Below are 23,173 nucleotides of genomic sequence, written 5' to 3' on the forward strand. Positions count from 1 at the left end.
AATGTTCGATAAGGCATCGCGGGCAAGGCCCGCTCCTACAAGTCAGCGCAGCGCCTGCAGGCGTTGCGCGAGTTTCTTCGGCGAAATCCCGCCGCGCGCGCCCAGCTCCTGGGCGAACATCGAGACCCGCAGTTCCTCCAGGTCCCAGCGCAGCGCCTGCCATTCCGGGCTTTGGCGCTTGCCCGATTCGCGATCCAGCGCATCGATGAAGGGCTGCAGTTCCAGCAGGCGGGCCTGGTCGCGGGTGGGATCGCGCAGCGCCCGTTCGGCGCGCAGGCGCATCGCCTTCAGGTAGCGCGGAAACTGGGCCAGCGCCGCGGCGGGGGTGTCGCGCAGGAAACCGGCGTGGACCAGCGCCGCGAGTTGCCGGCGCAGGTCGTCGAGGTTGCCGCCGGCCCAGCCCATCAGCGGCGATTCCAGTTGCGGCTTGAGTTCGGCCACGGCGGAAAGGATGGATTCGGCCAGCTTCAGCCGCTCCATCGCTTCGCCGAACAATCGCCGGCCTGCGCTTTCGCGTCGCTGCTCGAAGGCTTCGCGATCGCGGATGTCGCCCAGTCCCTCGGCCAGCAGCGCATTCATCGCCGCTTCAACCAGGTCGCCGCGCAGGCGCTCCTGCGATTCGATCGCGGCGTACAGCAGGCCGGTCTTCGGCGAAACCGGCAGCTGCTTGCGCGCGCTCTTGGCCTTGTCGGCCAATGCGATCTCCAGCAGGCGGCGAACGCCTTGCGGATGGTTGGCATCGGCTTCGCCGCGGTCGGCGAAGACGCGCAGGGAAACCGCTTCGCCTTCATCGACCAGCGCCGGATAGGCCGGCACCCCGGCTTCGCCCGGCACCTGCAGCGGAACCGGCGCGGAAGGGAATTCACGCAATCCTTCGGCCGCGAGCTCCCGGCCCGCACGCGCGGCGAAGGCGTTGCCCGCGCGTTCGCCGAAACGCGCGCGCAATCCGTCGAGGTCGCGCGACTCGGCCAGCACCTTGCCGTCGGAGTCGCGCAGGCGCAGGTTCATGCGCAGGTGCGGTTCGATGCCCGCTTCGTCGAAATCCAGGGCAGCGACCGCGGCGCCGGTGGTGCGGGAAAGGAACCGGGCGAGTTCGCCGCGCACATCGTCGGCACCCGCCTTGGGAAACGCCTCGGCGAAGGCGCGGCCGAAATCCGGCGCCGGTACGTAGTTGCGCCGCATCGCCTTGGGCAGGCTGCGGATCAGTCCGGCGGCCTTGTCGGCGACGAAGCCCGGCGCCAGCCACGACAGGCGCGCGGCATCCAGCGCGTTGAGCAGGTGGATCGGCACTTCCAGGGTCACGCCGTCGTCGGCCGCGCCGGGTTCGAATTTGTAATGCAACGCGAGACGCGCGTCGCCGAGCGGGAAATATTTCGGAAACCGGTCCTCCTCGCTACCCTCGCCCGGCAACAGGTCGAGCAGCGACCAGTGCAGCGCGTGGCGCGCTTCCGGCGCCAGTTTCTTGTGCCAGGCATCCAGTCCGGCGGCGGAATGCAGGTCGGAGGGAATGCGGTCCAGGTACCAGCGCGCCTGCCAGTCCTCGTCGGCGACGATGCCGGCGCGACGCAGCTTGGCTTCCTCTTCGCGCGCCTGCTCCAGGGTCCTCAGGTTGTCGGCGACGAAGCTGGCGCGGGTATTGATCTCGCCGGTCACCAGCGCCTGGCGCACGAAGATCTCGTGCGATTCCTGCGGCGCGATGCGCCCGTAATGCACCGGCTTCTTCGGCGCCAGCACCAGGCCGAACAGGCTGATCTGTTCCGAGGCCAGCACATGGCCCTGCGCGCGCGACCAGTGCGGATCGAAATGCTTGCGCGCCAGCAGGTGCGGCAATTCGGCGATCACCCAGTCGGGCTCGATCGCGGCGTTGGTCATGCCCCAGACGCGCGCGGTGTCGAGCAGGGTCGCGCTCAACACCCATGCCGGCGGCTTCTTCGCCAGCGTCGAGCCCGGGAACAGGTGATAACGACGCTGGCGCGGAGCGAGGAAGTCGCCCTTTTCGGTCTTGTGCCCGACCTGGGTCGGCAGGCCGGCGAGCAACGCGCGATGCAGGGCGATGTAGGAACGAGTGGAGAGGAACGAGGAACGAGTATCTGCATCCGCGCCCTTGCCTTCTCTCGTTCCTCGTTCCTCCCCACTCGTTTCTAGCTCCTCCCATCCCAGCTCCCCGCACAACACCAACAACTGCCGATGCAGCTCGCGCCATTCGCGCATGCGCAGGAAACCGAGGAAGTGGCGTTCGCACCAGTCGCGCAGTTTCGACTGGGTCAGTTCCTCGTGCGCATCGCGGTAGGCCTGCCACAGCTTGAGGATGCCGATGAATTCGGATTTCTGGTCGGCGAACTTCGCATGCGCGTGGTCGGCGGCCTCGCGCGCTTCCGGCGGGCGTTCGCGCGGATCCTGGATGCCGAGGAACGAGGCGATCACGGTCATCTCGCGCAACGAGCCATTGCCGTGCGCGGCGACCAGCATGCGCGCCAGCTTCACGTCGACCGGCAGCCGCGCCATATGCCTGCCGATGGCGGTGAGTTTCCTGTCCTTGTCGACCGCGCCGAGTTCGCCCAGCTGCTGCCAGCCATCGGCGATCGCGCGCTCGTCCGGCGGTTCCAGGAACGGGAAATCCTCGATTCGGCCCAGGCCTAATGAAAGCATGCGCAGGATCACACCGCTCAGACTGGAACGCCGGATCTCCGGATCGGTGAACTCTGACCTCGACTCGAAATCGGCTTCCGCGTACAGCCGGTAGCAGATGCCATCGGAAATGCGTCCGCAGCGGCCCTTGCGCTGGTTGGCGCTGGCCTGGGACACCGGTTCGATGTGCAGGCGATCGAGTTTCTGCCGCGGGCTGTAGCGCTTGACCCGCGCATAGCCGGGATCGACCACGTACTTGATCCGCGGCACGGTCAACGAGGTCTCGGCGACGTTGGTGGCCAGCACCAGGCGGCGTTTCGGCCCGGGATTGAAGACCTTGTCCTGGTCGCGCGCGGACAGCCGCGCATACAGCGGAGTGACTTCGGTCTCGCGGTACTTGCGCCGTTCCAGCGCCTGGTGCGCATCGCGGATCTCGCGTTCGCCGGGCAAGAACATCAGCACGTCGCCGCGCGGATCCTGGCGGGTGATCTCGTCGATGGCGGCGACGATGGCGTCGTTTACGGTGCGTTCGCCGCGACGTGATTCCTCGGAATCACGTCCCTCAGCATGCGTCTCTCCTTCTCCTTCAAGCGGCCGGTATCGCACTTCCACCGGAAAGGTGCGGCCTTCCACGTCGATCACCGGCGCGCCGTCGAAATGGCGCGAGAAGCGCTCGGTGTCGATGGTCGCCGAGGTGACGATGACCTTCAGGTCGCGGCGCTTGCGCAGCAGCTGCTTGAGGTAGCCGAGCAGGAAATCGATGTTGAGGCTGCGCTCGTGGGCCTCGTCGACGATGATGGTGTCGTAAGCGGACAACCAACGATCGGAGGCGATCTCGGCAAGCAGGATGCCGTCGGTCATGAACTTGATCCGGGTGTCGTCGCCGACCTGGTCGTTGAAGCGCACCTGGAAACCGACCGCGCCGCCGACAGGAGTCTTCAGTTCCTCGGCCACGCGCCGGGCCACCGCCCGCGCCGCGATCCGCCGCGGCTGGGTGCAGCCGATCATACCGGCCACGCCGCGGCCTGCGGCGAGGCAGAGCTTCGGCAACTGCGTGGTCTTGCCGGAGCCGGTCTCGCCCGCGATCACCACCACCGGGTGCATGCGGATGAGATCGACGATCTTTTCCGCCTCGCGTGCGATCGGCAGCGCCTCGTCCAGGGTCACCGTGGGCGCGGAGCCTGCCCTGGCGGCGACGCGCGAGGCCGAGACCGCCAATGCCTGCTCGAAGGCCGCCCTGGCGGCGATGTCCGCCGGTTTGCCCTGCCAGCGCGACCACAGGCCATGCAGCCGCCCACGGTCGCGCGTCAACGCGCCATCGATGGCGCGCCGCGCGGCGCGCAGATCCTTGTTTTCGGCTTCAATCGCACTCATATATCAGCGGCAGCGAATTTTTCGATTACACGACATCGGTTAGTCTGTTTATTGTCGCCTATCCCACCCCGAGGAGCGCCCCATGGCCAAGACCAAGAGCAACAAGTCCAACAGCAAACCAGCCAAACCGGCCTCTCCCGCCAGCGCCAAGCTGGCCGCCGCCGCGCCAACCGCGCCCAACATCGATATCGGGATCGGTACGGGTGATCGCAAGAAGATCGCCGACGGCCTGTCGCATTTCCTCGCCGACAGCTACACCCTGTACCTGAAGACCCACAACTTCCACTGGAACGTCACCGGTCCGATGTTCAACACGCTGCACACCATGTTCGAGACCCAGTACACCGAACAGTGGACCGCACTGGACGAGACCGCCGAACGCATCCGCGCACTGGGCTTCAACGCGCCGGGCTCGTACCGCGAGTTTGTGGCCCTGTCTTCGATTCCCGAGGAGCCAGGCCTGACCCACAGCGCCGACTGGCGCGAAATGGTCCGCCAGCTTGTGGTCGGCAACGAGGCGGTCTGCCGTACCGCGCGCAAGGTGCTGGACATCGCCGACGCCGCCGACGATGCCCCGACCGAGGATCTGCTGACCCAGCGCCTGCAGACCCACGAGAAATACGCCTGGATGCTGCGCTCGCTGCTGCAATGAACCCGTTATTGCAGTGAAGGAACTCCCCTCTCCCTTCATGGGAGAGGCTGGCCAACGGCCGGGAGAGGGTATGCCGGAGGTGGCTGAAGGGACTTACCTTTTCGTAATCGAAGCCAGGATCAAAGGCACGCAAGCTCCGCTTGCGCCCCCTCTCCTGCCCCCCGACTAAAGCATTCGGGGGCAGGCTCTCCGGGCATCCTCTCCCACGAGGGGAGAGGAAAAAGTCAGGTCAGTTTTTTCCGACAGGGAACTGCGCCAATACTCCTTGGATCTGCGGGCATTCTCACTATTGCACCACTTGACCCCGCTGCTACCCTAGCCACATGCACGAATCACCCCAGGAACTATTGCAGCGGATCTTCGGCCACGCCGGTTTCCGCGGCCCGCAACAGGCGATCATCGAACACATCGCCGACGGCGGCGATGCGCTGGTGCTGATGCCGACCGGCGGCGGCAAGTCGCTGTGCTACCAGGTACCGGCGCTGCTGCGCGACGGCGTGGGCGTGGTGATCTCGCCGCTGATCGCGCTGATGCAGGACCAGGTGGAAGCGCTGCGCCAGCTTGGCGTGCGTGCCGAGTTCCTCAATTCGACCCTGGATGCGGAATCCGCGTCGCGGGTCGAGCGGGCCCTGCTGGCCGGCGAACTGGACCTGCTGTACGTGGCTCCGGAACGCTTGCTGACCCCGCGCTTCCTGTCCCTGCTGGACCGGTCCCCCATTGCCCTGTTCGCCATCGACGAGGCGCATTGCGTCTCGCAATGGGGCCACGATTTCCGCCGCGAATACCGCGAGCTGACCGTGCTCCACGAGCGCTGGCCGCAAGTACCGCGCATCGCCCTGACCGCCACCGCCGATCCGCCGACCCAACGCGAGATCGCCGAGCGGCTGCAACTGGACCAGGCGCGCTGGTTCGTCAGCTCGTTCGACCGGCCCAACATCCGCTACAACGTGGTGCAGAAGGACAACGGCAAGCGCCAGTTGCTGGATTTCCTCGGCGCGCATCGCGACGAGGCCGGCATCGTCTATTGCCTGTCGAGGCGCAAGGTGGACCAGACCGCCGAGGCGCTGGCCGGCCTGGGTTTCAAGGCCCTGCCCTATCACGCCGGGCTGGATGCGGAAATGCGCGCCGCCAACCAGCGCCGCTTCCTGCGCGAGGACGGCGTGGTGATGGTCGCCACCATCGCCTTCGGCATGGGCATCGACAAGCCCGACGTGCGTTTCGTCGCGCACATGGACCTGCCCAAGTCGCTGGAAGGCTATTACCAGGAAACCGGCCGCGCCGGCCGCGACGGCGAGCCCGCCGAAGCCTGGCTCTGCTACGGGCTGGGCGATATGGTGCTGCTGAAGCAGATGATCGAGCAGTCCGAAGCCGGCGAGGAACGCAAGCAACTGGAGCGCCGCAAGCTGGACCAGCTGCTGGGTTATTGCGAATCGATGCAGTGTCGGCGGCAGGTACTGCTGGCCGGCTTCGGCGAAGCCTACCCACAGGCCTGCGGCAACTGCGACAACTGCCTGCAGCCGGCCGCCAGCTGGGATGCGACCCTGGCCGCGCAGAAAGCCCTGAGCTGCGTCTATCGCACCGGCCAGCGTTTCGGCGCGGTGCACCTGATCGACGTGCTGCGCGGCAGCGAAAGCGAACGCATCCAGCAGTTCGGTCACGACAAGCTCAGCACCTACGGCATCGGCAAGGACCTGGACGCGAAATCGTGGCGCGGCGTGTTCCGCCAGCTGGTCGCTAGCGGGTTGCTGGAAGTCGATACGGAAGCATTCGGCGGCCTGCGCCTGACCGACTCCAGCCGCGCCGTGCTGACCGGCAAACAGGCCGTGGTGCTGCGCAAGGAACTGCCGGGCAAAAAAGCCCGCGAGCGCGAACGCGGCCCACGCACGGGGGTATCCGTGCAAGCGCACGACCTGCCGCTGTTCGGCGCGCTACGCGACTTGCGCGCGCAACTGGCGCGCGAGCAGAACGTGCCGGCCTACGTGATCTTCCACGACAGCACCCTGCGCAACATCGCCGAGCAGCGCCCGGAGAATCTAGGCGAGCTCGCCCGGGTCGGCGGCATCGGCGGCACCAAGCTGGAACGCTACGGCCCGCAAGTACTGGAAACGATCCGCGCGCAGGGTTGAGGCGCGTCGAGCATCGAGCATCGAGCCATAGACGTAGGAGCGACGTAAGTCGCGACCGAATCCGCACCTGGTTTGGCACCGTGCGGAAAAGGCCATGAGCAAGACCAGCGATGTGGCGACGAGCCGACCAATGCCGGGTCAAGCAGGAAGATTGCGTTCGCGACTTACGTCGTTCCTACGGCATCGACTTCCTTGCGCCGTCCTGGATTTTCCACGAAAACCTATTTTTCTTGCGAATCCCCGACATTCGTTGCCTGCATCCCCGGCTTTGCCAGCAAGGCATGCAGGATCCGCGCATCCTCGTCGTCCAAGACCGCAGCCTGGCTGTCGATGCCCCGATAGTGCAGATGGAAGGCACGGATCACGGCCGCGTGATCGTCGCTGGAATAGCCGAGCAGGCGCAACGCGAGCGCGGGATCGAAACCCGCCGGTGGATCGGTCAGCGGCACGTGCGGCCAGCGGCCGAATCCTTCCTGCGCCAGTCGCGCCCAGGGGAATTGCGCGCCCGGATCGGTTTTCCGGGTCGGTGCCATGTCGGAATGCCCGATCACCTGTTCGCGAGGGATTCCATTGCGCTTGCAGATGTCGGCCAGCAGCTTGAGCAACGAGTCGATCTGCTCGGACGGATACGGATCGGTCCCGTTGTTGTCCAGCTCGATGCCGATGGAAGCGGAATTCACGTCGCTGATCGTGCCCCACGCGCCGGGACCGGCATGCCATGCGCGCAGGTCCTCGGCGACCAGCTGGTACAGCGCGCCATCGCGGCCGATCAGGTAGTGGGCGCTGACCGGCCCGCCGCTGTTGGCGGTGCGCAAGGTCTCAAGGCTTTCCTCGACCGAATCCTGGGTAGTAGCGTGGATCACGACCAGGATCGCCTCGCGCGCATTGTGGTTGGGCGAAGGCACCCACTGCGCCAACGGGTTGCGTGGCGGCGCATGCGCGCACGATGCCAGCAGCACGGCGAGCAGGGACAACAGCAACAGCCTGGCCAATGGCGTGGAGCGCGTGGGGACGTCGCGGAAAGGCGGCACGAGCATGCTCACTCCTTCGGAAGATAAAGTTTTGCGATCGCCTTTGCGGTCGCGTAAGGCTCGGGATCGTCGCGGTTGCTGAGCAGGACCACGGTCAGGCGCTGCCGTGGATAACGCACGATCACGTTGCGGAAGCCGATGGTTTCTCCGGAATGCCAGAGGCTGTCGCCGGTGATCCGCCAGCCGTAGCCGTAATCGGCCTGGTACGGTTCTCCCACCACCTGCGCGTGCGCACTGAAGGCGGCGGCGCGCGAGGCGTCGCTGAGCAGGCGGTCGTCGTACAGGGCCGCATCCCACTTGGCCAGGTCCGCGATCGAGGAATAGATGCCGCCATCGCCGAGTACCGCGCTGGTCGTGCTCTGGTCGGTGCGGATCCATCGGCCATCGATTTCGCTGTAGCCATAGGCCCGATGCGCAACCTCGGACTCGCCCCGCACATACGCGAGGGTGTCGTGCATGCCCAGCGGCAGGAAGATGCGTTCGCGCAGGAAGTCCTGGAAAGTTTTACCGGAGGCACGCTCCACGATCAGCGCCAGCAGCGCATAGCCGCTGTTGCTGTAGCGGTAGTCGCTACCCGGCTTGAAATAGGTCCGGTCCTGCGATTCCAGCAGGCTCAGCACGTCGGCGTCGCGCAACTGTTCCGTGGTGTCGCCGGGCATCACGTCCTCGTAGTCGATCAGGCCCGAGGTGTGGGTGAGCAGGTGGCGAAGGGTGATCGCGTCGTCCGCGGCCGGCAGCGAGGGCAGCCACTGGCGCAGGCGGTCATCGAGGGCGAGCCTGCCGTCTTCGGCAAGCAGCAGGATCGCCGATGCGGTGAATTGCTTGGTGACCGAGGCCAGGCGGTAGTTGGTCGTGGGGCCGGCCTCGATGTCGTTTTCGATATCCGACAGGCCGTAGCCGCGCTGCACCACGGACTTTCCATCCTGGATCACCAGCAGCGACGCCCCCGGCACCGCGCCATCGTATCGACCCATCAGCGCGTCCACCTCGTTGCCTGGTGAATTCGCGTGGGTGGCGCAACCGGTGGACAAGGAGATCATGGCAATCAGCAGGAAGTGGGAACGCATGGCGTGGACCCGGGCAGGCACGAGGGCGGGGATATTGTTCAAGGAACGTTGTTCAAAGAGTGCTGTTCAAGGAATGCTATTCGACAGGAATATCGTAGATGGCCTGCGACTGTTCGGACGCCAGGCTGAAGTGCCACCACTCCTGAGGATAGTTGCGGAATCCCTGCCGCGCCATCGCCTGCAGCAGGCGCTGGCGGTTGTCGCGTTGTCCGGCGGTTATCGCGGGCGAATCGGTGTTGGCTCGCGGATCGAAGAAATCGAAATCCGTGCCCATGTCCAGCGCCCGGCAGTCTCCGTCGCCTGCACGGCAATCCAGCAAAGTAAGGTCCACGGTCGCACCGCGGCTGTGGCCGGAAACCGAAGCGATGTATCCGTCGAACAGTACCCGCTTGTCGAGGTTCGGATAGTGGCGTGCCTTGGTCCGCTGGTCCGGTAGATCGGCAGCCCAGCGCACGAAGTGCCGAACCGCGCGCGCGGGCCGGTAACAATCGAACAGCTGCAGGCGGAACCCCTCCTCGCGCAACGCCGTCTCCACGCGCTGCAAGGCCTGGGCCGACGATTCGCGCAGGTAACAGCGCGGAGCGCGGTAGCCGTCGACGGGAACACCGACGAAATTATCGGCGCCGGCATAGCGGATGTCCTCGGCGATATCCGGGACCAGCGACCGTATGTCCACCAGGCCGGCTTGCGCGAAGGTGGTCGCGCTGGAGACTACCGGTGCGGGGGCAGGGATTCCGGTTGAACATGCCGCGATCATCAGAGTCATGGCCAGCATCGACGAGTGGCGCCAGCACTCCGGTTGTAGGAGGGGCTTCAGCCTCGACGAACGCAAGCGAAAAGCTGTCGCGGCTGAAGCCCCTCCTACAAGAGTTCTCCGCCTACTCACAATCGCGCACCCACTCGAAAGCGAGATCCTCATAGTCGTAGCTGAAATCGGCATCAGGATCGACCTTGGCCATGTTCAGTCGCACGGGCGAAGCGTTGCCGGCTTCATGGAAGTCCAGCCAGGCTTCCGCATCCACGCCATCGTCGTCCCAGTCCACCAGCAGGCGCGCGCCGCTGCGCATCACCCGGCCGGCGAGCACCGGCGATTTTTCCGAAGCGAAACGTACTTGTCCGTTATGCGGACAGACCCTCGCCTCACCGAACCATGGATCGCGATACACGCCGAGCCACGGCTTCATTTCCTCCACGCCGGCCGCCTGCCGCACGGAAGGGGCCGGTGGCGCGGCAGCGCGACTGGACGCCTCTTCCTTGAGCAACTCGTCGGCGTAATAAGCGACACCGCGTGTGTCTGCGGGCGAGGTGAACCGCTTCAACAGCACTTCGTTCAACACGGTCCGTGCCGCGTCCGCGTCGCCGTTGATGAGCACGACGAAACCCGACTTGCGGTCGGGCAACAGGGTCATGACCGAGTACATGCCGGACAGGGTGCCGGTATGGGAAACGGTCATCGCGCCATCGACATCGGCGATCCTCCAGCCGTAGCCGTAGGCGTAGAAGCGGGTTCCGTCCCAGGCATGGCGCCGGGCCGAAATGGGCATCGGCGTGCGCGGCGTCCACATCGCCTGTCGCTGGCCCGCCGACAGCCAGTTCGATTGCGCGGCATCCGGAACCAGCCAGTTGCGCGCCCACGACAGCATGTCGTCCAGGCTGCAGCGGATGCCTCCGGCCGCAGCGGAAACGAGCTCAGGCACGGCCGCGTCGCCATCGCCGCTCGCCATGTAGCGGCCTGCGCTGCGGGTATGCGATCGGGCGACGTTGCCGACCGTATCGCGGTTCCATTCGCCGACCCGGCAACGCGACAGGCCCAGCGGCTGGAACACTTCACGGCGCACCAGTTCTTCGTATGGAGCACCGCCCGCGGCCGCGGCCACTTCACCGGCCACCACGTACAACAGGTTGTCGTAGGCATAACCGGAACGGAAACTGTAGGCGGGCTTGATATGCGCCAGGCCGGCGATGATGTCGGCACGGGTGTAGTGGTTGGGTTCCGGCCACAGCATCAGGTCGCCGCCCCCTTCGGGCAGGCCGCTGTTGTGCACCAGCATATCCTTCACCTGCATCTCGCGGGTGACCCAGGGATCGTGCATGCGGAATGCGGGCAGGTACTTGGTGACCGGATCGTCCCAGCGCAGTTTTCCCGCATCCACCAGCCGCGCCAGCACGCTGGCGGTCATGGCCTTGCTGTTGGAGGCGATCTTGAACAGGGTTTGCGTATCGATGGGTACGCCACTGCCCGCCGCGATTTCGCCACGGGTTGCCGTGTAAGCGACCCGCCCGTCCTCGATCACGCCGACGGCGATGCCGGGAAGGTGGTATCGCTCCACTGCCGCATCGACGATCGCATCCAGCGCTGCGTCCTGGTTTCGCGTGGCGGTGGTTGCGGTGTCGTTCTTTTCCGTACCACCCGCAATGGCCGGCGCCATGAAAGCGGCCGCGAGCGCCAGACAAGCGAATGCGGCGGCGCGACGGATTTCCGATGCATCCATCAGACATTCCTCCACGAAGTAGCGGCCTGTTCGCCCATGATCATTTCCTCGAACGATTGCCGGCGGCGGATCACAGAGTAGCGTCCCTCGTCGACCAGGACTTCGGCGGCAAGAGGCCTTGAATTGTAGGTCGAGGACATCGACGCGCCATACGCCCCGGTGCAGCGGATCGCCAGCAGGTCGCCTGCCCTGCACTCCGGCAACTCGCGGCCGACGGCGAAGGTATCGCCGGTTTCGCAGACGGGCCCGACCACATCGTAAGTCGTGGCAGGTCGTTCCCCTTCTGCCGCTGTCGCTCCGATCAGTTGAATGTCGTGCCAGGCGTCGTACAGGCTGGGCCGCATCAGGTCGTTCATGGCGGCATCCACTATCAGGAAATTCCGGCTCTCGCCGCGCTTGGTCCGGATCACCCGGGTCAGCAGCAGTCCTGCCTCCGCCACCAGGTAACGCCCGGGTTCGAGCAGGATGCGCCCCTCGAAGCCGGTCAGCGCCTCGCGGATCGTGCGCACGTATTCGACCGGATCTATCGCTCGGTCGTGGCCGGCGCGATAGACCACGCCCAGTCCACCGCCCACATCGATGCTGGCGATCTCATGTCCCGCCTCGGCCAGTTCATGCCAGAACCGTGCGACACGCGCCAATGCCTGGCGGAAGGGCTCGAGATCCAGGATCTGCGAACCGATATGCACGTGCAGGCCGTCCAGCCGTACGTTGGGAAATGCCTTGCTGCCGGAGAACCAGCGTCGTGCCTCGTCGATGCTTACGCCGAACTTGTTGTCGGACTTGCCGGTGGATATTTTCTGGTGGGTGCGCGCGTCGACGTCGGGATTGATGCGGACCGCCGCGCGTGCGATCACCTTGTGTGCGTTCGCCACCCGCTGCAGGGTTTCGAACTCGTCGAACGATTCCACGTTGAACCGGCCGACTCCGGCATCGAGCGCCTCCGCCATTTCGGCCTCGGTCTTGCCGACGCCTGAAAACACGATCCGATCAGCGGGAATTCCCGCCCTGAGGCTGCGATTCAACTCACCGGCGGAAACGATGTCGGCGCCCACGCCGCTTTCCGCCATCAACTGCAGGATCGCGAGGCTGGAATTGGCTTTGACCGCGAAGCAGATCGTGGCGTCCAGCCCCTGCAACGCTTGCTGCAACCCACTTATGCGCTGGCGTATCGCGTTGGCGGAATAGGCGTGGAAGGGCGTTGGCAGTGCTGTGGCCAACGCATGCAGTTCAATTCCATCAAAGCGCGACTTTTCCTCGACTTCTGGCATCGGGTCATGGTTCCAGCGGTTTTGGAAGGGCCGAACGATCAGCGGAGACCGTCATCGGTCGACAGCTCCCCGGCCTAAAAAAAACAGTGGCAGGGTGACGATCTTCCATCACCCTGCCCTGTTCACGGTCGCTGTCGAAACCTCATGGTTCCGACAGCTGCATGCACGACCTCAGAAGCTCCAGGTCACCACCAGGTTCATATAGCGCGGCGATTGCCAGTTCGTGCCTTCTCCGAAGTAAGGCATCTCGTTTCCGGGTGTGCTTTCGTAACGGGAATGCACGTTGACCTCTACCTGCTTGTTAAGCAGGTTGTACACGGCGAAGCGCGCCTTCAGGTCGATGCCTTCCACCGGCAGCGTCCAGGTCACGCTGGCGCCCAGGTCCGTGACCCACGGCATGCGCCCGAATGCGCCCTGCGGCGTGTAGACCAGTTCCCGGGTCGTGTAGTCCCCGCAGCCTGATACGCAAAGCCAGCCCGAACCGCCGCCACTGTACTCGCCCGGACCGCCCGCGCTGCGGTTGTCGCCGGGCCAGCGCACGCCATAGGCGGTGATGGGCCCGCCGGAGCGCGCGGAAAACGTGGCGCCGAAGCTCCACATGTCGTTGAGCTTGTAACCGCCGCGCAACTTGATCTGGTGGCGGGAGTCGTTGAACAGGACGCCATAGCGCTCATTGACGGCCGGGTGGTCGTAGTACTGCACCAGGTTGGTGTCGTTGTAGCCCGTATCCGAGTTCACCGGGCCTTCGATGTTGCCCTCGCTCTTGGACCAGAGGTAACTGGCGTTGAAAAACCACTTGTCGTTCCATGCACGGTCAAGCTGGAACTCGACCGCCTTGTAGGTGCGTCGGGGTTTCTTGTAACCCATCACGGTGCCGCTGCCGGACGCAATGTAACCATCCGTGGAGTTGTCGAAAGTTACCCATTCGTTGGTATCCGGGCACCACAGAGTGTTCGTTTCGCCGGGGTTGAGGATCGGCCAGTCACCGGAATACCAGTCGCATCCTTCCACGTGCCGGATGCTCACGTCTTCCACGGCACGGGTCACCTTGCGGTAAGTGGCATTGACGCCCCATGACCATTCCTGGTTGAGGGCTTGCTGGAAGCCCAGGATGAATTCGTCCTGGAACACCTGCTTCAGGTCGCGGGCGACTGCGGTACGGACATCGTCGGGTGCCGGGGCATTGCCTTCGGTATTGACCGGACCGATTTGCGCACCGAGGTTCGGGAGCAGGTACGTTGCGCCCGTGGCCGGATCGGTGTGTTCGGTCCAGCCATCGAGCGCGTAGTAAGTGTGCTCGTCGGTGGTGCCGCCACCGAAGTAGTCGGTGAGCTTGTTGGTCAGCGGAATGTAATAGCGGCCGGCGTTGCCGAACAGCTTCATGGTGCCATCGCCATTCATGTCCCAGCTGAAGCCGAGGCGCGGGGAGATCATGTCGCTGAAATCGGCCTTGGCGAAGGTCGCGCCCGAAGCAAGCGTATTCTCGAACATGTCTGCGCGCACGCCCAGGCTGAGCAGCAGGTTAGGCGTGACACTCCAGTTGTCTTCCACATAAATCGCCTGCGCCTTGGTCGAGACCGGGGCACCGGTGATTTTGCGGCGCGCATCGACGTAGGCGGTCCCGGCGTCAACGAGTCCGCCGCCGGGAAGCTCACGGTCCTCATCGGTGGCGTTTATGGGCATGCCAAGCAGCAAGTAGCTCACGCCGTCGCCCGGATACAGCGCCGAGCTGGTGGAATCCATGATTTCCTGATCCAGGCCGAAGCGCAGCAGGTGGTCGCCCAGCGTCCATTCGAAATCCAGGCGAGCCGCTTCGCGCTTGTCGTAGCGGCTGCTGATCCCGCTGTTGGTCGGATGGCAGCCTTCCCGTATGGTCGCATCCCCGAACATCTTGTCGTAGGTGCTGTCGCGGAAGACTATGCTGCAATAACCGTCCCAAGGCGGGCTGCCGCTGGTGCTGCTGCGCTTGTTTACGCCATACATCGCCTTGGCAACGAAATTGTCGCCGAAATGGCCCGTATAGGTTGCCGACCAGTTGTCGCCGCCGGAACCCGACGTGCTTTCGCCCAGATTGTCGCCAATGACAGCCGTATCCCAGTCGTATTCATACTTGGTGGTGACCGAATCGGCCTTGTCGGAGAAAGCCAGCAGTTCCAGCGAGTGATTGTCATTGATGCGCCAGTCGAGCTTGGTGCCCCAGAAGTCATTGCTGTTCTTGGTCTTCCAGGCTTCGATCGTATCGAAGTCCTTGGAGTCGTTGTCCCGGTTTTCATACATGGCGAAGAAGAACAGCCTGTCCTTCACGAGGGGGCCGGACGCCCACACGTTGGTCTTGAAGAACGGGCTCACATCGCGGCTGGTGCGATTGCGCGGGACGAGGGTGCCATCGGAATTGAAGCGGTCCGTCCTTTCAGACGCCCAGGCCGACGGTTCCAGCGTCACTTCCATGCCACCATGGAATTCGTTGCCGCCGGAGCGGGTCACCGCATTGATGACGCCACCGGTAGTACGGCCGAATTCCGCCGAATAGCCGCCGGTCTTGACCTGGAATTCCTCGTAGAAGGCGAACGGCACCGATGAAAAACCCTGACGACGGAAGGGATCGGTCACGTTCAGGCCGTTGATGTAAACGGCGTTCTCCGCCACCGACGATCCGCCGAAGCTTAGGCCGCCAAAGGAGGAACCGGAATCGATCACGCCTGGCGCCAGCAGCGCCACGGAAGTCAGGTTCTGGTCCACCGGCAACCGGGCCAGTTCCTGGCGATTGATGTTGGTCGCCGTTTCCGTGGAACGCACGTCGACGCGGTTGACGATACGCGAACCGATCACCTGCACCACGTCCAGGTTTACTGCGCCAGCACCGGCCAGGTTCACGGTAGTAGTGCCGCCGATCGATACGTTGACTGAAAGCGGCTCACCGCCGCCTGCGACCAGGGTGTAATCGCCCGGCGGCAATTGCGCCACGCGGTAAGTGCCATCGCTGCCGACCGTCACCGTGCGGCTCAGGCCGGTGGCGGGATTGGTGACTGTGATCTGCTCGCCGGCGTTGGCACGGCCGGCCACTGCGCCGGTCACGCTTTGCGCCATCGCCAACGGCGCCATGGACGCCAGACACGATCCCAACGCTATACACAGCGCGGCCCTACGCAAATTTTTGCTGTTCATCCCCGATCTCTCCCTTGCTGAATTGGTAGGTTGGTTCCCGCTCGGCTATTCGGCACTGCTCTTCATCGGCAGTATTTTTCCTTCGAATTCGTAATCCCATTGATCGAAATAGAGGTTGCCACCGCTCCATTCCGCTTCCCCGCGTTGCAGGTCCACCGTCTCCGAGCGGAAATGCCGCTTGGCGGGGACCAAATCCCGCGAATAGTCGTCGTTGAAGGCGATGCGGTACGCATCCAGCCCCCCGAGATAGAAATTGGCGATCTGCGGATCCGGATCGTCCAGCCGGCCGGTGGTGACGTCCATCGGCACCCAGCCGTAGGGAGCGAAATAGACCTTCCCCCAGTCGTGCAGGTTGTCGTAGTCGCCATCCGAATAGACCATCCCCGACTGCCAGCGCGCCGGTATGCCGTTGAGCCGCAGCAGCGCTATCAACAACAGCGTCTGCTGCCCGCAGTCGGCGTGGCCGGCGTGCAGCGCGTAGTCGCTGATGTTGGTGATGGTCGAATACTCGCGGGCGCCGGCCCACGGGATCTGATCGACCGCAGCAAAGAGTTTTTGCGCGATCCGGTACGGATTCTTCTCGTCACCGACCACTTTGCGGGAGAACTCGCGCAGCGCCGGCGTGAACACCACGTGCGGCGGGCGTTCGGCCACGAACGGCGCCAGTTCCGCGGTGAGCGGCGCCGCGACCACCTTGTCGGCATCGATGGCGTGGTACTGCCCGCGGATGGTCAGCTCATAGCTGATCGAGAATTTCGTGGGCTGGCCGGCGCTCGCCGGCTTTTCCAGATACACCGTGCGCTGCAGCGTCGACTCCGGCGCGATCTGGTGCGCCGCCGGCACGCTTTCGATGAAGCGGATGTCTTCCTGCTGCCCGGGAATCGCACGCGGATACGGGATCCACGCACGCACGGTTTCCCCGGCGGGCACCGCATCCGCATCGACGGTCAGCGACTGGGTGACGCGGAGGCGCCTGGACCCGGCATCGGTGGCGTGTTGCGCCAGTGCCGCATCGCGTACTTCGCGGTGATGGGCATTGGCTGCTTCCATCGGCCCATCGACGACGGGAGTCTGCTCCTGCCGACGCGCCCTGGCCTCGGCGCTGAGCCGGAACAGATTGGAAGGGGCGCGGTTGAAATACAGCTTGCGGCCGTCGATGACCTGGTATTCGAGCAGTCCCGCCGCGTCCCAGCGGGCGAACTCCTCATCACCCAGATCGGGGATCTGCTTGCGGATCCGGGCCTTGGCTTGATCGGCATCGACGGTGAAATCGATCAGGATCCGGCGCATGCGTTCGCGCTGGAACAACAGCGCCGACTTCGCTTCGGTGGACACAGCTGGCGATGCGAGTGACTTGGCGATGGAGGATTCCGCTTCGGCGAAGTGCCCCGCATCGATCAACCCGGCCACGGTTTGGGTTTCCTGCGCCGCCATGTCCGTCGCCATCAACGGCGCGGAACAGGCGAGCGCCGCGGCCAGCAGCAAGCCCACCCAGACCGGCTTCGAGCCGGGGCGAACGACGATTGCGTTGACAGGACTCCCCACCATTTCGACTTGCGACGCCTCCCACGGCATCAAGCGGAAGATGACTGTCTAACATGTCATGAAACCGTCGTCAATAATTTATTCTTCAATCTTGTGATATAAGAATCATGTATTCCCAACTCCCGGCTGGCCGGGTGAGGGGAAGAATCGGGAAACAATCCGCAAGGGGAACGCATGATCCGCACGGCCCTGCCCGTTCTGGCGATCGCATTGAAGGCCACCGGGATTTTCACCGTACGCAGGGACCGCGCGTGCCGGCGCCGGTTTGCCGGCCTTTCCTGCTCCATCATTCCTGGCTTCCGTCCGAGGTAGACCATGCGACTCTTTCTCCGCGCTCCCCATGCCCTGCTCGCCCTTTCCCTGCTCACGTGCGCGTCCCTGGCCCAGGCACGCGGCGACGCGCCTGCGGCACCGGTTCCCGCGCATGGCGTGGTCGGAATCGGCGATGCGCAACTCACCGCCGATTTCTGGGTCGCCCAGGCCGACCATCCCGACCGGGTGGTGCTGGATGAAGCCGCGATCGCGGCGCAGAACGAAAAACTGGAGCGCACCGATCCATCGATGAACGACCTGGCGGCATTGCCGGCTTCCTTGCCCAGGGCCCGGATCGTGGAATGGATCCAGGACTTGTCGTCGCGGCCCGAAAAACCCTTCTATGACGTGGACGGCAATCCGGTGCCTGCTTCCACGCTCGACGGGTTGATGGACGCGCTGGACCTGGACGCGATCGCCGCTGACACCAGGACGCGCTACGGACTGGTGCTGCGCCGGACCGCGTTGCGCGGTTTCCCGACCGGGTTGCGCGTCTTCAGCAGCCGCGGCGACACCGACATCGACCGTTTCCAGGAAAGCGCCCTGTTCCCCGGCACCCCGGTGGCGATCGCGCACCAGAGCCGGGACGGAAAGTGGCTGTGGGTGGTGAGCCCGAGGTACAAGGCCTGGGTGAGCCGACAGGACATCGCCGAAGGCAGCCGCGAGCAGGTGCTCGCCTACGCGGACAAGACGCCTTATCGCATCGTGCTGGGAGCGAAGGTGTCCACGGTGTATACCCGCGAGCAGCCGCAGTTGTCCGAATTGCAGCTGGACATGGGCGTGCGGGTTCCACTGGCCGACGTGCCGCCGGACGCGCCGGTGAACGGCCAGCATCCCTATTCCTCGTGGACGGTCGAACTGCCGATCCGCGCCGCCGATGGATCCCTCGGTTTCGCACCGGCGCTGCTGCAGAAGAACCAGGACACCGCGAGCGGCTACCTGCCGCTTACCCACGCAAATCTTGTCCGCCAGGCCTTCAAGTTCCTCGGCGAGCGCTACGGCTGGGGCCATTCCTACAATGGCCGCGACTGCAGCGGATTCGTTTCCGAGGTCTATCGCAGCATGGGCGTGGAGTTGCCGCGCAATACCCGCGACCAGAGCATCAGCCCCGCGCTGAACCACGTGACCTTCGCCAAGGACGAAGGGTCCGAGCGGCGCAAGGCCGCCGTGGATGCGCTGCAAGTGGGCGACCTGATCTATATCCCCGGCCACGTGATGATGATGATCGGCCGCATCGACGGCGCGCCCTACGTGATCCACGACACCAATGGCGGCAGCTATCTCGGCGCCGATGGCAAGCTGCGCTCCATGCATCTCAACGCCGTATCGATGACCCCGTTGCTGCCGCTGCGCTTCAACGTCGAACAGACCTACGTGGACCGCATCACCAGCATCGTCCGCATCCGCCCCTGATAACGAATTCCCATAAAGAACCGACACCAATGAAAATCACCGACATCACCTTCGGCATGCTGCGGGTCCCGCTGAAAACTCCGTTCAAGACCGCGTTGCGCACGGTGGACCGGGTCGAGGACATCGTGATCATGGTCCATACCGACAGCGGCAACATCGGCTACGGCGAAGCCCCGGCGACCGCGGTGATCACCGGCGATACCCATGGCTCCATCGTCGACGCCATCCGCCACTACATTTCCCCGCGCCTGATCGGCGAGGACGTCGCCAACCTCAATCGCCTGACCCAGTTGATCCAGGGCGCGATGGAGAAGAACACGAGCGCCAAGGCCGCGGTCGAGATCGCCATCTACGACCTGTTCGGCCAGCTGTACAACGCGCCGCTGTACAAGCTGCTGGGCGGCGGCGATCCGGTCATCACCACCGACATCACCATCAGCGTCGATTACATCGACAAGATGGTGGCCGATTCCATGGCCGCGGTGGAGCGCGGCTTCGAGTCGCTGAAGATCAAGGTCGGCAAGGACATCGGCGTGGACATAGAGCGGGTCAAGGCCATCTACGCGGCGGTGGAGGACCGCGCCCTGCTGCGGCTGGATGCGAACCAGGGCTGGACCGCCAAGCAGGCGGTGTACGCGCTGCAGACGCTGGAGGACGCCGGCGTGCGTCTGGAGCTGGTCGAGCAGCCGGTCAAGGCCCACGACCTGGAAGGCATGCGCTACGTCACCGAGCGGGTGCATACGCCGATCATGGCCGACGAGAGCGTGTTCGGCCCCATGGAAGTGGTGGAATTGATCCGCATGCGCGCGGCCGACATCATCAACATCAAGCTGATGAAGACCGGCGGCATCTCCAATGCGATCCGCATCGCCGACATCGCCGCGATGCACGGCATCGAGTGCATGATCGGCTGCATGCTCGAAACCAGCATCAGTGTCGCCGCGGCGGTGCACGTGGCCGTGGCCAAGGCCGACGTCATCACCAAGATCGACCTGGACGGGCCTTCGCTGTGCCTGTTCAACCCGGTCGAGGGTGGGGTTATATTCAACGAATCCGAAATCACCATCACCGACGCACCCGGGCTGGGTATCCGCGAAATCCGCGGCCTCGAGCCGCTCGAGGCCTGACATGTCCCCGCTTATCAAGATCCGTTCCGAGCGCGACCAGATGTCGGCGATCGAACGCCGCATCGCCGACTTCATCCTCGAGAATGCGCAACTGCTCCGCGACTATTCGTCGCAGCAGTTGGCGACGGCACTGCGGATCAGCCAGTCCAGCGTGGTCAAGTTCAGCCAGAAGCTCGGCTTCAAGGGCTACCCGGACCTCAAGTATTCGATCGGCGAGGCGATCGCCCGCGCCGACAACGGCGACCCCACCGTGGCCGCGGCCTCGACCCGGGGCACCGACGACACGCATGGCAGCCAGCTGTGGCGGCGCAAGTCCGAGGCCGAGGAAGAAACGCGCCTGATCAATCCGCCCGAGGCGGTGCAGGCGGTGGCCGATGCCATAGGCGAAGCCGGCAAGGTGTTCATCATCGGCTTCGGCGAGGACGATCTGCATGCGCGCGCCTTCGCCTGGCGGCTGTCGCTGCTCGGCATCCCCACCATCCACAATTTCGACGCTGCGCACATGACCGCGAGCGTGTCGGCGGCGACCGCCGGCGACGTGCTGCTGGTGTTCTGCGAAGACGGCACCCAGACCGCGCTTTCGCAGATCTGCCACCAGTTCCGCAAGATCAAGGGCAAGGTCGTCACCGTCCCCCGCCACACCTCCAACGCCCTGCGCGCGCATGCCGACCTGGCCCTGCTGGTGTCGGCGCACGACGACCGTCCGCATATCGAACCGCTGCTCTACCGCTCCGCGCTGCAGCATCTGCTGGACGGCATCTTCGTCATGCTCTGCGAAGGCAGCAAGAAACGCTTCGACATCCTCCAGGAAAACCTGGAGCGCATCCAACCGGCCCTCAATCCATGAACAACGCATACTCCCGCACACGCAAAGACACGACCACCGGCAGGCGGGGTTCTTGGCTACTTGCGCTGATGGCCTTCGCAACCCTCGCTTCTGGTTGCGCGAGTGCGCCCACCTCGCGTTCCACCCTGCCGTGGAGCAATGCGCAGCAAGTCGTGGTCGTGGTCACGCCGGACTGGAATGCCAACCAAGGCGCGCTGCGCACCTACGAGCGCGCGGACGGAAAGTGGCGGCAGGTCGGCGAAAGCGAACCGGTCACCGTCGGCAGGAACGGTTCCGCCTGGGGCCTTGGACTGCATCCCGATCCGAAGGCGGGGCCGCTCAAGCACGAGGGCGACGGCCGCAGCCCGGCCGGCGTGTTCGGCATCGGCGATGCCTTCGGTTATGCACAGCATGCCGACACCGCCCTGCCCTACGACGCGATGCAGGCCTCGCACTACTGCATGGACGTCAGCGGATCGCCGCTGTACAACCGCATCGTCGATGCGCAAGCGGTGGGCGCCGAAGCGGTCGCCGGCTCGACCGAACCGATGCGCCTGGACCTGCACTCCGCGGGGGACCAACGCTATCGTCTCGGTTTCGTCATTGAACACAACCCGCAAGCGCGGCGCGACGCCGGCAGCTGCATCTTCGCCCACCTGTGGAGGAAGCCCGCCGAATCCACCGCCGGCTGCACCGCCATGGACGATCCGACCATGACCCGGTTGCTGGCATGGCTGCGGCCCGACCAACATCCGGTCTTCGTGCTGCTGCCGGCCAATGAGTACGCCAGCCTGCACGATGCCTGGCAACTACCTACCCTGGAGCCCATGCCTTGAAGCCGACTACACGCGTATTGCTGGGCCTCGCCTCGGGCGCGGCGATCGGACTGACCCTGGCCTGGTCGGATCCCGCGCTGGCGGCGAAAGTAGCCGCTTTCGTGCAACCCGTCGGCAAGCTCTGGCTCAATGGGCTGCAGATGACCGTGGTGCCGCTGGTGTTCGCGCTGGTGATCATCGGCGTCCCCACCGCCAGCGACACCGCGTCGTCGGGACGCACCGCGCGGCGCGCGTTGCTGGTGTTCGTGACCCTGCTCAGCGCGGCCTCGTTCTTCACCGCCTTCGCCGCACCCTTGCTGCTGTCGCTGGTGTCGCGCGATCCGGCATTGACCCAGGCGCTGAGCGGCTCCATCGCCACGGCTCCCGTCGTTACGACCGCTAGCGGCTGGAGCGAGGCGTTGACCTCGATCATTCCCAGCAATGCAGTCTCGGCCGCAGCGCAAAGCGCGATGCTGCCATTGATCGTATTCGCCCTGTTCTTCGGCTTCGCCCTGACCCGGATAGAAAAGCCGCGACGCGACCTGATGGTGAACTTCTTCCAGGCCGTGTCCGACGCGATGATCGTGGTCGTGCACTGGGTGTTGTGGGCGGCGCCGGTGGGCGTGTTCGCCCTGGTGCTGGCGGTGTGCGCGCAATCCGGAATGAGCATGGTCAGCGCGCTGGGCGTGTACATACTGCTGCAATGCGCGTTGTATCTGGCGGTTACCGTGATGATGCTGCCGGTGGCGGCCTACTTCGGTGGCGAGCGCATCGGCAGGTTCGCGGCGGCGATCATTCCGGCGCAAGTCGTGGCCGCCAGCACCCAGTCCTCGCTGGCTTCGTTGCCGGCGATGCTGGAAGTCGCGCAACGCCGGCTGGGTTACTCGCCGCAGGTGACCGCACTGGTCCTGCCGATGGCGGTATCGCTGTTCCGGATCAACAGTCCGGTGCAATACGTCAGCGCCGCCGCGTTCATCGCCTGGGCCTACGGCATCGACCTGTCGGCGGCGCAGCTGGCCACCGGCGCCGCGTTGGCGGTGATCATCAGCTGCGGCGCGGTCGGATTGCCGGGCCAGGTCAGCTACATGGCCACCAACCTGCCCGTCACCCAGGCCATGGGCCTGCCGATCGCACCGCTGGGCCTGCTGCTGGCGGTCGATACGATTCCCGACGTGTTCGCCACGGTCGGCAATGTGACCGCGGATCTCACCGCGACCAGCATCGTGTCCAGGCAAGCGGGCAAGGATGCCAAGGAAGCCGACAGCGACAGACCGTAGGAGCGTCCATGGGCGCGAGCCGTTATGCCGGAAGCAAACGATGCCATGCGCT

At 64.8% G+C, this 23,173-nt stretch carries 15 protein-coding genes; 7 read left to right on the forward strand and 8 right to left on the reverse strand.

Annotated elements, in window-relative coordinates:
- Positions 1-42: 42 nt before the first annotated feature.
- A complete protein-coding gene (gene hrpA, locus CSC74_RS14180; RefSeq protein WP_162315144.1) occupies positions 43-4,002 on the reverse strand; it encodes an ATP-dependent RNA helicase HrpA in 3,960 nt (1,319 codons plus the stop codon).
- Between the two features lie 82 nt (positions 4,003-4,084).
- Between hrpA and CSC74_RS14185 the strand changes: the two genes are divergently transcribed.
- On the forward strand, positions 4,085-4,654 hold the full coding sequence (locus CSC74_RS14185) for a Dps family protein (RefSeq protein WP_162315145.1): 570 nt from the start codon (positions 4,085-4,087) through the stop codon (positions 4,652-4,654).
- Between the two features lie 323 nt (positions 4,655-4,977).
- Positions 4,978-6,780, forward strand: a complete 1,803-nt coding sequence (gene recQ, locus CSC74_RS14190; RefSeq protein WP_162315146.1) for a DNA helicase RecQ — start codon at positions 4,978-4,980, stop codon at positions 6,778-6,780.
- A 221-nt stretch (positions 6,781-7,001) separates the two neighbouring features.
- Here recQ and CSC74_RS14195 read toward each other — a convergent pair whose 3' ends face one another.
- The 7 genes from CSC74_RS14195 to CSC74_RS14225 form a co-directional block, all read right to left on the reverse strand.
- Positions 7,002-7,817: an N-acetylmuramoyl-L-alanine amidase gene (locus tag CSC74_RS14195; protein WP_162315147.1), complete on the reverse strand. Its 816-nt coding sequence runs from the start codon at positions 7,815-7,817 to the stop codon at positions 7,002-7,004.
- Positions 7,818-7,819: 2 nt separating this feature from the next.
- Positions 7,820-8,878, reverse strand: a complete 1,059-nt coding sequence (locus tag CSC74_RS14200; RefSeq protein WP_162315148.1) for a serine hydrolase domain-containing protein — start codon at positions 8,876-8,878, stop codon at positions 7,820-7,822.
- 76 nt (positions 8,879-8,954) lie between these two features.
- The gene (locus CSC74_RS14205) at positions 8,955-9,644 is read right to left on the reverse strand and encodes a M15 family metallopeptidase (RefSeq protein ID WP_246193263.1); all 690 of its coding nucleotides are present in this window, start codon (positions 9,642-9,644) and stop codon (positions 8,955-8,957) included.
- 112 nt (positions 9,645-9,756) lie between these two features.
- Complete coding sequence (locus CSC74_RS14210; protein WP_246193265.1) at positions 9,757-11,370, reverse strand: serine hydrolase domain-containing protein; 1,614 nt, start codon at positions 11,368-11,370, stop codon at positions 9,757-9,759.
- A complete protein-coding gene (gene lysA / locus CSC74_RS14215; protein WP_162315150.1) occupies positions 11,370-12,641 on the reverse strand; it encodes a diaminopimelate decarboxylase in 1,272 nt (423 codons plus the stop codon). The genes CSC74_RS14210 and lysA overlap by 1 nt, the downstream gene beginning before the upstream one ends.
- A 171-nt stretch (positions 12,642-12,812) precedes the next feature.
- Positions 12,813-15,743, reverse strand: a complete 2,931-nt coding sequence (locus CSC74_RS14220) for a TonB-dependent receptor (protein ID WP_246193267.1) — start codon at positions 15,741-15,743, stop codon at positions 12,813-12,815.
- A 108-nt stretch (positions 15,744-15,851) separates the two neighbouring features.
- Positions 15,852-17,354, reverse strand: a complete 1,503-nt coding sequence (locus tag CSC74_RS14225; RefSeq protein ID WP_162315152.1) for a transglutaminase-like domain-containing protein — start codon at positions 17,352-17,354, stop codon at positions 15,852-15,854.
- A gap of 312 nt (positions 17,355-17,666) precedes the next feature.
- On the opposite strand from CSC74_RS14225, the gene CSC74_RS14230 reads away from it, so the two are divergent.
- From CSC74_RS14230 to CSC74_RS14250, 5 genes are all read left to right on the forward strand, one after another.
- Positions 17,667-19,076, forward strand: a complete 1,410-nt coding sequence (locus CSC74_RS14230; protein WP_162315153.1) for a C40 family peptidase — start codon at positions 17,667-17,669, stop codon at positions 19,074-19,076.
- A gap of 29 nt (positions 19,077-19,105) precedes the next feature.
- Positions 19,106-20,203: a dipeptide epimerase gene (locus CSC74_RS14235; protein WP_162315154.1), complete on the forward strand. Its 1,098-nt coding sequence runs from the start codon at positions 19,106-19,108 to the stop codon at positions 20,201-20,203.
- Position 20,204: 1 nt separating this feature from the next.
- Positions 20,205-21,050, forward strand: a complete 846-nt coding sequence (locus CSC74_RS14240; protein ID WP_162315155.1) for a MurR/RpiR family transcriptional regulator — start codon at positions 20,205-20,207, stop codon at positions 21,048-21,050.
- A 68-nt stretch (positions 21,051-21,118) separates the two neighbouring features.
- A complete protein-coding gene (locus CSC74_RS14245; RefSeq protein ID WP_162315156.1) occupies positions 21,119-21,865 on the forward strand; it encodes a L,D-transpeptidase family protein in 747 nt (248 codons plus the stop codon).
- Complete coding sequence (locus CSC74_RS14250) at positions 21,862-23,121, forward strand: dicarboxylate/amino acid:cation symporter (RefSeq protein WP_162315157.1); 1,260 nt, start codon at positions 21,862-21,864, stop codon at positions 23,119-23,121. Before CSC74_RS14245 ends, CSC74_RS14250 begins: the two co-directional genes overlap by 4 nt.
- Positions 23,122-23,173 lie beyond the last annotated feature (52 nt).

It is taken from the genome of Pseudoxanthomonas yeongjuensis (assembly GCF_010093345.1).
Classification (GTDB): Bacteria; Pseudomonadota; Gammaproteobacteria; order Xanthomonadales; family Xanthomonadaceae; genus Pseudoxanthomonas_A; species Pseudoxanthomonas_A yeongjuensis.

Coding starts and splice junctions, on each gene's coding strand:
- CSC74_RS14245 (WP_162315156.1), top strand. CDS start 21,119: ATGGCCTTCGCAACCCTCGCTTCTGGTTGCGCGAGTGCGCCCACCTCG.
- CSC74_RS14195 (WP_162315147.1), bottom strand. CDS start 7,817: ATGCTCGTGCCGCCTTTCCGCGACGTCCCCACGCGCTCCACGCCATTG.
- lysA (WP_162315150.1), bottom strand. CDS start 12,641: ATGCCAGAAGTCGAGGAAAAGTCGCGCTTTGATGGAATTGAACTGCAT.
- CSC74_RS14200 (WP_162315148.1), bottom strand. CDS start 8,878: ATGCGTTCCCACTTCCTGCTGATTGCCATGATCTCCTTGTCCACCGGT.
- hrpA (WP_162315144.1), bottom strand. CDS start 4,002: ATGAGTGCGATTGAAGCCGAAAACAAGGATCTGCGCGCCGCGCGGCGC.
- CSC74_RS14185 (WP_162315145.1), top strand. CDS start 4,085: ATGGCCAAGACCAAGAGCAACAAGTCCAACAGCAAACCAGCCAAACCG.
- CSC74_RS14225 (WP_162315152.1), bottom strand. CDS start 17,354: ATGGTGGGGAGTCCTGTCAACGCAATCGTCGTTCGCCCCGGCTCGAAG.
- CSC74_RS14210 (WP_246193265.1), bottom strand. CDS start 11,370: ATGGATGCATCGGAAATCCGTCGCGCCGCCGCATTCGCTTGTCTGGCG.
- CSC74_RS14205 (WP_246193263.1), bottom strand. CDS start 9,644: ATGACTCTGATGATCGCGGCATGTTCAACCGGAATCCCTGCCCCCGCA.
- CSC74_RS14230 (WP_162315153.1), top strand. CDS start 17,667: ATGCGACTCTTTCTCCGCGCTCCCCATGCCCTGCTCGCCCTTTCCCTG.
- recQ (WP_162315146.1), top strand. CDS start 4,978: ATGCACGAATCACCCCAGGAACTATTGCAGCGGATCTTCGGCCACGCC.
- CSC74_RS14240 (WP_162315155.1), top strand. CDS start 20,205: ATGTCCCCGCTTATCAAGATCCGTTCCGAGCGCGACCAGATGTCGGCG.
- CSC74_RS14220 (WP_246193267.1), bottom strand. CDS start 15,743: ATGGCGCCGTTGGCGATGGCGCAAAGCGTGACCGGCGCAGTGGCCGGC.
- CSC74_RS14235 (WP_162315154.1), top strand. CDS start 19,106: ATGAAAATCACCGACATCACCTTCGGCATGCTGCGGGTCCCGCTGAAA.